At 63.5% G+C, this 10130-nt stretch carries 7 protein-coding genes and 1 pseudogene; 2 read left to right on the top strand and 6 right to left on the bottom strand.

Features of this window, described 5'->3' with window-relative positions:
• The 4 genes and pseudogenes from B3C64_RS07100 to B3C64_RS07085 form a co-directional block, all read right to left on the bottom strand.
• A pseudogene (locus B3C64_RS07100) lies at nt 1-1055 on the bottom strand (transcription-repair coupling factor); the annotation flags it as partial.
• Nucleotides 1045-1644, bottom strand: a complete 600-nt coding sequence (gene pth / locus B3C64_RS07095) for an aminoacyl-tRNA hydrolase (protein WP_291534704.1) — start codon at nt 1642-1644, stop codon at nt 1045-1047. The pseudogene B3C64_RS07100 and the gene pth, both read right to left, overlap by 11 nt.
• 75 nt (nt 1645-1719) lie before the next feature.
• Nucleotides 1720-2232, bottom strand: coding sequence for a GNAT family N-acetyltransferase (locus tag B3C64_RS07090; RefSeq protein WP_291534703.1), 513 nt, complete (start codon nt 2230-2232; stop codon nt 1720-1722).
• 148 nt (nt 2233-2380) lie between these two features.
• A complete protein-coding gene (locus tag B3C64_RS07085; RefSeq protein ID WP_291534702.1) occupies nt 2381-5587 on the bottom strand; it encodes a UPF0182 family protein in 3207 nt (1068 codons plus the stop codon).
• 172 nt (nt 5588-5759) lie between these two features.
• Between B3C64_RS07085 and B3C64_RS07080 the strand changes: the two genes are divergently transcribed.
• Both B3C64_RS07080 and B3C64_RS07075 read left to right on the top strand, forming a co-directional pair.
• The gene (locus B3C64_RS07080) at nt 5760-6947 is read left to right on the top strand and encodes a glycoside hydrolase family 3 N-terminal domain-containing protein (RefSeq protein WP_414632181.1); all 1188 of its coding nucleotides are present in this window, start codon (nt 5760-5762) and stop codon (nt 6945-6947) included.
• A gap of 150 nt (nt 6948-7097) precedes the next feature.
• Nucleotides 7098-7613 carry an NAD(P)H-dependent oxidoreductase gene (locus B3C64_RS07075; RefSeq protein ID WP_291534701.1) on the top strand — a complete coding sequence of 172 codons (516 nt, stop codon included), beginning with the start codon at nt 7098-7100 and terminating at the stop codon, nt 7611-7613.
• Nucleotides 7614-7860: 247 nt separating this feature from the next.
• Here B3C64_RS07075 and B3C64_RS07070 read toward each other — a convergent pair whose 3' ends face one another.
• A complete protein-coding gene (locus B3C64_RS07070; protein WP_291534699.1) occupies nt 7861-9651 on the bottom strand; it encodes a 1-deoxy-D-xylulose-5-phosphate synthase in 1791 nt (596 codons plus the stop codon).
• 164 nt (nt 9652-9815) lie between these two features.
• Nucleotides 9816-10130 (bottom strand): branched-chain amino acid transporter permease (locus B3C64_RS07065; RefSeq protein ID WP_291534698.1); only part of this gene is annotated, 315 nt, incomplete at its 5' end.

Here is a 10130-nt window from a genome sequence, read left to right as displayed (position 1 = left end):
GCCCCGGCACCATGTCCGGACGCGGCCACATGCCAGCTCGCCGCGAGGAATTCATTGGCGGTTTTGGCGAGGTCGTCGGCCGCGCGACGCAGTTTCTCCGGATCGGACAGCATGATCAGCGCGTCTTCCGGCAGCATGCCGCGCACCGGCTCCATGTCGTCGATCAGGGCGGGCAGCAACGATTCCATACCTTCCACGGGAATGGCGTTGGCGATTGATTCGAGCATATCCTCGGCGTTTGGGATCGAACCGATCAACGACTTCGCGCGCGCCCTCACCTCGTCCGTAAGCTGGAGCTCGCGGCAGGGCGTGGCCCACACCATGTCCAGATCCTCGCCGTAGGTGCGCTGGTCGGAAGCATGGAATTCCTTGATGGTGTCGATCTCGTCGCCGAAGAACTCGATGCGGACGGGGTGGGGCAACGTCGGAGGAAACACGTCGATGATGCCTCCGCGCACCGCGAATTCGCCGCGGTCCATGACCAGGTCGACGCGCGTGTACGCGTTCTCCACCAGCCGTCGCGACGCCTCGTCCAACGCAAGCTCCCCGCCCTTGGCGAACACCAAGGGCTCGATGTCGCCCAGGCCCGCGACCACGGGCTGGATCAGCGAACGCACCGGCATGACGAGGATGCGAATCGGTCCGAACAGCGCGCTGCCCGTCTTCGGATGCCGCAATCTGCGGAACACCGCCATGCGGCTCGCCACGGTGTCGGCGCGGGGCGAAAGCCGCTCATGGGGCAATGTCTCCCACGCCTCCAGCTGCGCCACCTCATCGGGGTCGCCGGAATACCAGGAGCGTATCGCCTCGACGGTTTCCTCGGCCTCGCGTCCGGAAGCCACGACGAGCACGACGGGACGGCCGCCGGCGACGCCCGCGGCGAGCGCGGGGCGCAGTCCTTCCGGCACGCCTACCGTGATGGCGGGGTCAACGGCGCTTTCCGGCTCCTCGACATCTCCGGCGACCAGTTCGCGGAAATCATCGTCGGTCTCCAGCACGTCGAGGATGCCGGACAGCGAGCCCGCCGTGGGGAACCGTACGGATTCAGCGGCCATTGAACCGCTCCTGGGCCTTGGCCAGCCCATCGAAGACTATGGTTTCCGCGGCGTCGGCGCCATCGGCGAGGAAATCCGGAAGACGCTTGCGCTGGTCCGGACCGAAACCGCCAAGCACCCAGTTCACGGTGTTGTCGTGCGCGTGCGGACCGCGCTGCGCGTGCCCGACGCCCATGCGGACGCGGAAGTATTTCGGCGTCCCCAACGACCGGTCGATCGATTTGATGCCGTTGTGTCCACCTGCGGAGCCTCCGGTCTTGACCTTGATGCGTCCGAAATCGAGGTCCATGTCATCGTGGATGACCACGATATGGTCGGGTTCGATGTGGTAGTAGGCGCCGATCGACGCCACCGCGTTGCCGGATTCGTTCATGTAGGTCAGCGGCTTGGCGAGGAAGAACTTGATGTTGCGGCCGGACAGGTTCATCACGCCCTTGCCCAGCATGGCGAGTCCCTTGTGGTCGGAGAAGTTGACCGACCAGCGTTCCGCCAACACGTCGGCGACCATGAATCCCATGTTGTGCCGGGTTCCCTCGTATTTGGAGCCCGGGTTTCCCAATCCTGCGATCAGCCAGAAATCAGATGCCATTGCAATCGTCCCATTCGTTCATGCGCGATACGCGCGTTCGGCCTGTGTTGCCCTTGATAACCGCGAAAATTGTACTTAGAGGTCGAGATACCAGTAGCTCATGTCGCGCATGGTGCCGGTGGAGTCGGTGGCGGCGGACGGCATGAGTCCGAATCGGGAGAATCCGAAGCGCCGCATCAGCGCGATGGAACCGGCGTTGTCGGCGAAGATGATGCCGCATGCCTTGCGCATGCCGCGCCTGCGGCATTCCTCGAGCAGCTTCGACACCGCGAACGTGCCCGCTCCCCTGCCCTGCCAGGCCGGGTCGATGTAATAGGCCAGGTCGGTGACGCCATCGTATCCGGCGCGGTCGTAGAACACCGACAGCGCGCTGAAGCCCACGACCTGCCGGCCGCCGCCGTCCGTCGGCGCTTCGATGACGAACACCGCGTATGGATCGTGGTGCGATTCGACCCATGCCCTGCGTTGCTCGTAGGTGCGTGGAGTGGTGTCGGCGGAGGAGCCGCCGCGGACGACCGCCGCGTTGTAGATATCGGTGATCGCCTGGATGTCGGATTGCTCCGCAAGACGATAGGAATATTCGCTCATACCGCACAAGCATACAAAATCCATTCCGCATCCATTCCGCGGATGCGCGAAGATACATATGTGGCCGGTCCCGTTGATGGGACCGGCCACATATGGCTTCGGCGGCCCGCGACGGTCCGATCGCGTCCGGGCCGAAGGCGCGCGAAGGCTACTGTTCGAGCTCGACGGCCTTGTTCAGCGCCTCCTGGAGACGCTTCTGGGCCTCACCGTACGAGCTCCAGTCGCCCTTCTTCATGGCGGCGTCGGAGTCCTTCATGGCCTGGGCCGCGTCGTTCAGCGCGTTCTTCAGGTCCTCGTTGGACGCGCCGCCCGAATCGGCGTTCGCCTTCGCGCCCGAGGAATCGTCCTGCTGTTTGCCGTCTTCGGACTTGTCCGCCCCTCCGTCGCCGGCGGCGGCATCGACGTTCTCGGCATCGCCGGCGGATGCGCCCGAATCGCCTCCGAACACCTGGTCCAAGGCCTCATCCAGGGTATCGGCGAAGCCGACCTGGTCACCGAAGGCCACCAGCACCTTCTTCAGCAGCGGGAAGCTGGTGGAGCCGGACGACTTCACGTAGACGGGCTGCACATAGACGAGTCCGCCGCCGAGCGGCAAGGTGAGCAGGTTGCCCCGCTGCACGTTGGTCGATCCGGATTCCAACAGGTTGAGTTCCTTGGACACGTCCGCGGAGGCGTTGAAGTTGTTCTGCGCCTGCCCCGGACCCGGCACATTCGAATCCTTCGGCAGCTCCTGCAATCGTATGGTCCCGTAATTCGAGCCTATCTTCCCCTTCCGCGATCCCGCGTCGGAATCGACGGACAGGAAGCCCGTCAGGATCTCCCTCGTGGAGGTGCCGGCCGGAATGTACGACGATGTCAGGGAGAACACCGGTTCGTTGGAGCCGCCGGTCTGCAGGGTCAGATAGTACGGCGGCTGCAGGATGTCGCGTTGCTGCGCCTGCTTGGATTCGGTCGGATCGACGGGCGTCTGCCAGAAGTCCTCTCCGGAGAAGAACTGGTTGGCGCTGGTCACGTGGTATTTCGCCAGCAGCTCGCGTTGCACCTTGAACAGGCTTTCCGGATAGCGCATGTGGCTCATCAGATCGCCGGAGATATCCGAAAGCTGGTGGTATTGGCCGGGGAAGATCTTCTCCCACGCCTTGATCACCGGATCGGATTCGTCCCACACGTACAGGTCCACCGAACCGTCGTACGCATCGACCGTCGCCTTCACGGAATTGCGGATGTAGTTGGCGTTCTTCGAGCTCAGGCTGCTGACGGTGTCGGAGGTCTCCGTGGTGGAATCCCTGGTCGCCTCGCCCAGATCGGTCGTCTGCGAGTATGGATACGCGTCCGACGTGGTGTATCCGTCCACGATCCACTTGACGCGCCCGTTCACCACGGCCGGGTACACGCGGCCGTCGAGCGTCAGGTACGGCGCGACCTTGGCCACGCGCTCCTTCGGGGAACGGTCGTAGAGGATCTGGGATTCGGAGTTCACACGGTTGGAGAACAGGATCTGGTCGGATCCGAACCGGATCGCATACAGCAGCCGGGCGAAGATGTTGCCGATCTTCGGACCGCCGTCGCCGTCGAAGGTGTTCGTCGCCCCTTCGGATCCGGTCGGATAATCGAATTCCCATGATTTCGTGCCTTCCGGAGCGCCGACGATCGAATATTCCGTGGCGTTCGGGGAGAAATAGATGCGGGGTTCGTATTTCTCCGAATCCGTCAGCTTGCCCTGCGTGGGAATGCCGGATTCGAAGAACTGCGGCTGGCCGTCGGCCGTCACTTTGTTGCCGTAGGCGGCCACGACGCCGTAACCGTGCGTATAGACGGTGTGGTCGTTCACCCAGTTGCGGTTGTCCAGACCATCGAGGTCGAGCTCACGCGCCGCGATGACCGTGTCCTGGCTGGTGCCGTCCACCTCGTATTTGTCGACGGCAAGCGTGTCGGAGAACGTGTAGTACTGCTTGGACTGCTGCAACTGCTTGAAGGTGGGCGAAACGATCTGCGGATCAAGCAGACGGATCTGCGCGGTGGATTCCGCAGAATCGGCCAGGGCGCCTTCCTCTCCCTGCGTGGTGGCCTTGTACTGCTCGGTCTTCACCTTGTTGAGCCCGTAGGCCGCACGGGTCGCGTCGATGTTGCGCTGGATGTACGTGGATTCCATCTCCTGCGCGTTCGGGTTCACCCGGAAGCGCTGCAACAGCATCGGCCATGCCACGGTGAGCACCAGGCTCACCACGATGGCGGAGGCGATGGCGATCGTCGGCACCTTCCATGCCTTGACCGCTTCGGAGGCCCTCACCGCGATCGGCGCCTGGCCTTCCAACGCATGCGATTTCATGATCCACAGGCCAAGCACCACTCCGAGGATGGCCGTGATGGCGGCCATGACGAACGTGACGGGAATGGTGGCGTTCACCGTGGTGTAGGTGGCGCCGGTGATGCGGCTTCCCTCCTGCGTGAGGTGCGAGAACACGCCAAGCACCTGGTTCGCGGCCCAGGCGAACATGTTGAGCATCAGCCAGATGCCGATCTGTCGGCGCGCGCGCTTTGTGATGTGGAACAGGCCGCGGCCATGCACCGGCATGGTGACGCGTATGCCGCCCATCATCACGTGGGTGATGACGGAGAAGACGATTCCCGCCAGCAACAGCAGCGAGACGGCCGACATGACCAGCTTCAATCCGGGAAGCACGAACACGTAGAAACCGTTGTCGATGCCGAACTGCGGGTCCTTGGTACCGAAGCTCTGCGCGTTGAACATCAGCAGGATCTCGGACCAGTTCGTGTTGAACCGTGCGCCGAACACCAGGCCGACGATCAGCGAGACGGCCACCGCTATGCGGCGCGCGCTTCGGGAACTGACGCTTTTGCCGATCTCTATGGTGTCGCCGTTGATCCGGATCGTCGATCCGTCGGCGCCGTCCGGACGAGCCCGGATGGCAAGCGTCGCGGAGAGGAAGCTGACCGCTGCCATGACGATGGCATACGCGACCCACAGGCCGATCCGCGTGCCGAGCTGCGTCCAGATCACGCTTTGGAAGCCGAGCTGGGCGTACCACATGACATCCGTGATGAAACGCGCGAGCGCGAAGAAGAGGCCGACGATAATGGCCAGCGCGAGCACGATGCCGAGGAATATCCGATTCCCCCTCGATTGGCGGGGCCGATTCGGTCTGCCGGTGATGCGCGGACCCGAGGATCTCCTTGGCGGCATGCCCGCGGTGGCCTTCGGCGCGTCATCTCCGTCCGTCTCGACATCGAGGATGATCGGATCGTCGCCCGATCCGCCATCGCGCCGTTTTCCGGAACGTCCCGAACCGTCTTCGGGATCGAACATGGGACCAAACATATCAAAAAAAGACATGGCAACAGCCTATCGGCAGGCTAGGAGCTGCATGCAGTGGAACGCCAAACGTTTACGGCTTCATTGAAAACCGTTTCCGGAACGGTGAATCCGGGGAGCTTGGCGCCTCCATGCGATAATGGGCGTCATGAGGAGAGTCACCGTTTCCGCCGTCCGAATCCGAATCATGGCGATGCTCATGGCGGTCATACTGCCGGCGATGCTGGCGTCCTGTTCCGCCCCGGGCTTTTCGGCGTCGGCCCATCATGAGGCCGTGCGACGGTCAAACGCCATGAGTGGAACGCTCGACCGTGAAAAGACGCCGGCCGCCAATACGGATGCGTCATCGCACGACAAGGCCGTGAAGGCGGTCGAGGCGATGTCGATGCAGGAACGTGTGGGGCAATTGGTCATGGCGCCGTTGTACGCGGGTTCCGACCCGTCCACGTTGCAGCATCTGATCGCAGACCAGCATGTAGGCTCCGTGCTCGTCATCGGCAATTGGACGTCCGGCACGGCGGGAGTGGCGGCGGCCACCGCGGCGCTGCAGTCCTATGCGCCCGCGAACGATCAGCTGCTGATGGCCACCGACCAGGAGGGCGGCCAAGTGCAGCATCTGCAGGGGTCGGGGTTCGACCGCATGCCCTCGGCCGTCGACCAAGGCAGGATGACCACCGACACGTTGCGTGAATCGGCCGCCGTCTGGGGGTCGCAGTTGAAATCGGCCGGAATCAACGTCGATCTGGCCCCTGTAGTGGGCACGGTGACCGTGGATCGCGCCTCGAACGATCCGGTCGGCGCGTTGAACCGCGATTTCGGTCTTGACGCCGCGGGAAACGCCGAACATGCGAAGGCGTTCATCGAAGGAATGGCGGATTCCGGCGTGGGAAGCGCCATCAAGCACTATCCGGGTCTGGGATCGGTGACGGGCAACACCGATTTCACCGCCGAAGGCACGCTCGACACCACCACGACATTGGATGGCGCGGAAATCGGCGCGTTCAACGAGGCGTTGCGTGCGAATCCCTCCATGGTGATGATGGCTTTGGCCACGTACCAGGCCATCGACCCGAACAATCCGGCGGTGTTCTCCAGCACGCTGATCACCGACTACCTGCGCGGCACGATCGGCTTCCAAGGCGTCATCACCTCGGATTCGATGTCCGCCGCGGCGCTGAGCGGCATCGAGCCGGCGGATCTGGGCGTGAGGCTCGTCGAGGCCGGCGGCGACCTGGCGTGCATCGGCTCCTCGGATTATGTGCAGCCGGTGCTCGACGGCCTGAACGCCAAGGCCGCGGCCGACGCCTCGTTCGCACAGAAGGTGACGCAGTCCGCGATCCGTGTGATGACGCTGAAATACGACATGGGACTTGCCCGATGACCTCTGGCCTTGCGACGGCCTTGTAACGACCGCGACGGCGGCATGGGAGCGCCGAGTTCCCGATGAGCCGGCATGCGTCAGGCGCGTTCTCCGGTCCTACAATGGCATATGCGTAACCGTCGCCGACAAGGCATCCGACAAAGGAGAGACATGAAGACGTTGGTATTGGTGTTCCATCCGCATCTGGATCGATCCCAAGTGAATCGCAGGCTCATGAATGCCGCTGAGGGCACCGCGAATGTGACCGTCGTGGATGAGTATGCCGCATATCCCGATTTCCGCATCGATTCCAAACATGAGCAGGAGCTTATCGAGGCGCATGACCGCATCGTCCTGCAGTTCCCGTTCTACTGGTACAGCTCCCCCGCCTTGCTCAAGCAATGGGAGGACAGCGTGCTGCAGGCCGGCTGGGCTTACGGCGGCGGCCATGCGTTGGAGGGCAAGGAATTCATGTTGGCAGTGTCGACCGGCTCCCCCGCCGAATCCTATACGCGCGAGGGCAGTCACGTGCGCACGATGGAGGAGTTGCTTTCCCCGTTCGAGACCACGTTCCGCCACACGCATGCCACATATCTGAAGCCGTTCCTCATCCAAGGGGTGGCGTCCAGCAGCGAGGACCAGATCGACGCGCAGGTGGCCGAATATCCGAAGGCGCTGACCGACTGACAACCGGTTCCGCCGCCCGCGGCGTGGATGGATGTACGCGCCGCTTCGTCATACGATGGCGGGCCGGCGGGCGGCGGACAGGAACCAGCCGGGAACCATCCATGACCCATCGCAAAGGCCGTCCGCGGCAGCCGTCTTCGCGGACGCCGAATCCCTATCGAATTCGGCGTCTGGAACCGGTCACTGCGGGCGGCCTTCCCTATCCTGCCGTGCGGATCGTCCCGCGGGACGATCCGCACGGCGGCCATCATCGCGCCTTGAGCACGTCTTCGACGATGAGTTCGGACTTGAGCCGGTACCGCCGGTACAGCGACTCGGTCGGCTCGAGGTCGGTGAGCTCCTTGGCCGCTCCATACGAAAGCACCTTCATGTCGCGCGGACCATAGTAGGCCGCGACCTGTTGGCCGAATCCGCCTGCCAAAGAACCGTCTTCCAGGGTCACCACGATGCGGTGGTCGGCCTGCAGCGCGTCCAAGGTCTCGACGTCGAGATCGGAATACACGCGCGGATCGATCACCGTCGCGTCGATTCCCTTCCGCGCCAATGCCTCGCGCACCTTGAGCCCCAACGGCAGGAAGTTGCCCAACGCCAGAATCGCGACGTCGGATCCCCTGGCGATCGTTCGCATGTTGAGCTGGTCCTGCGTGAACGGTTCCGTGGCCGGCTCGGCCGGAGCCGCTCCCAGAAGGCCGCGCAGATCGGCTTCGGTGGTCAACGTGCCCGGTTCGGCGATCACCACCGGACGGCCCGCGTGGTCGATGGCCCAGTCGAGCATGGCGAGGTATTCCTCTTTGGTCGCCGGGGCGAGGCCCGTCAATCCCGGAATGGTGTTCGTCATGGCGATGGGGAAATAGTTGGCGTGCGTGTTGTCGCCCGGACCAATCGCATCGCCGTAGCCGGACACGATGATCGTCGCCGCGCTGCCCTGCAGCCCCAGGTCCTGCTGCAGTTGGTCATAGGCGCGCTGGAGGAACGAGGCGGTCACCTCGAACACCGGCTTCCCGCCAGCCTTCGCGATTCCGGAGATTTCCGCCACGGCGTTCTGTTCCGCGATGCCGACGTCGACGAACTGGCTGCCGGCTTCGGCGCGTTCCTTCGGACCGAAGCCGCCCACGCCCGGGGTTCCGGCGGAGATCACCACCACGCCGCGGTCCTGCCTCATCTTGTCCATCAGATACCTGCGGGACAGTTCCGCGTAGCTTTCGCCGGCCGGTTGCGCCTTGCGGGCCTCAAGCACCTTGGCAGGAAGCACCCAGTGGCCGGATTCCTTGTCATGTTCCGCCCAGTCGAGGCCATGGCCCTTGTCGGTATGGATGTGTACGACGACCGGATGGTCGATGTCCTTGACCTCTCTGAGCGCCGCGATCATGGCCTGCACGTCGTTGCCGTCCGCCACGTACCGGTAGTCGAGGCCGAACGCCTTGAACAGGTTGCGTTCGGAAGTGCCGTTGGTGGCGCGCAGTTCGGCGAGTCCCTTGTAGATGCCGCCGTGGTTCGGCGCGATGGACATCTCATTGTCGTTGAGGATGACGATGAGGTTGGTGGTCATCTCCCCCGCGTTGTCGAGTCCCTCAAGCGCCTCGCCCTCGCTCATCGAGCCATCGCCGATGAACGCGACGACGTTCTCCCTACGACCGAGCAGATCACGTCCCTTGGCCATGCCCACGGCCATGGAGATGGAGGTGCCTGTGTGGCCGACCACGAAATGGTCGTGCTCGCTTTCACCCGGATGCGTGTATCCGGAAACGTCGTGGTAATGGGCCGGGTCGAGGAACGCCCGCTTGCGGCCGGTCAGGATCTTGTGCGTGTAGGACTGGTGGGAGACATCCCAGATGAATTTGTCTTTCGGGGAGTCGAACACGTAGTGCATGGCGATGGTCGCTTCCACCACGCCCAGATTCGGTCCGATGTGCCCACCGGTTTCCGTGACTCGTCTGATCAGCGTCTGACGAATCTCGTCGGCGAGGGCGGGCAGCTCGTCCTCGCCGAGCCGCTTGAGATCCGCCGGGCCGTTGATGTCATTCAGGTACGTCGACATGAAATCCCCATTCTGCGAGTGGCTGATTTTCGTTCCCACAATATGGCTTGAAGTCAGCTCGAAGTCAATACGGCGTGTTCGCCCCAGGCCGAACGGACGGGCCCGACATAGCGGGAGTGTGCTTTGGAGGACGTTCGGCCGGGAACCGGCACCCGCCATATCGATCAGGCGAACGCCGTCTGGATGAGCAGCATGTAGACCGCGGTGCCGCCGGCGATGGACAGCAGCATGTTGCGCCGCCACACGTGCAACGCGACGATGACGACGATGGCGAGCGCCTCGGGCACGCCATGGCTTCCGGAAAGCGGCCGCACGTTTTTCAGCGAATAGACGACGAGCAGTCCCGTCATGGCGTATGGCAGGACCTTTCCCAGGTAGTCGACGATTCGCGGTGGCTGTTTGGATTCGGGGAACAGCACGAATGGCAGGAACCGTGTGATGACGGTGCCCAGCACCGCCATGAGGATGGTGACGACGCC

It is taken from the genome of Bifidobacterium sp. UBA6881 (genome assembly GCA_002451435.1).
In the GTDB taxonomy this organism is placed as follows: domain Bacteria; phylum Actinomycetota; class Actinomycetes; order Actinomycetales; family Bifidobacteriaceae; genus Bifidobacterium.
This window is presented reverse-complemented; position numbering and strand designations above follow the sequence as displayed.

Excerpts from the sequence above, each read along its gene's own strand:
- B3C64_RS07070 (WP_291534699.1), bottom strand. The coding sequence starts at position 9,651 with ATGTCGACGTACCTGAATGACATCAACGGCCCGGCGGATCTCAAGCGG.
- B3C64_RS07080 (WP_414632181.1), top strand. The coding sequence starts at position 5,760 with ATGCTCATGGCGGTCATACTGCCGGCGATGCTGGCGTCCTGTTCCGCC.
- pth (WP_291534704.1), bottom strand. The coding sequence starts at position 1,644 with ATGGCATCTGATTTCTGGCTGATCGCAGGATTGGGAAACCCGGGCTCC.
- B3C64_RS07085 (WP_291534702.1), bottom strand. The coding sequence starts at position 5,587 with ATGTCTTTTTTTGATATGTTTGGTCCCATGTTCGATCCCGAAGACGGT.
- B3C64_RS07075 (WP_291534701.1), top strand. The coding sequence starts at position 7,098 with ATGAAGACGTTGGTATTGGTGTTCCATCCGCATCTGGATCGATCCCAA.
- B3C64_RS07090 (WP_291534703.1), bottom strand. The coding sequence starts at position 2,232 with ATGAGCGAATATTCCTATCGTCTTGCGGAGCAATCCGACATCCAGGCG.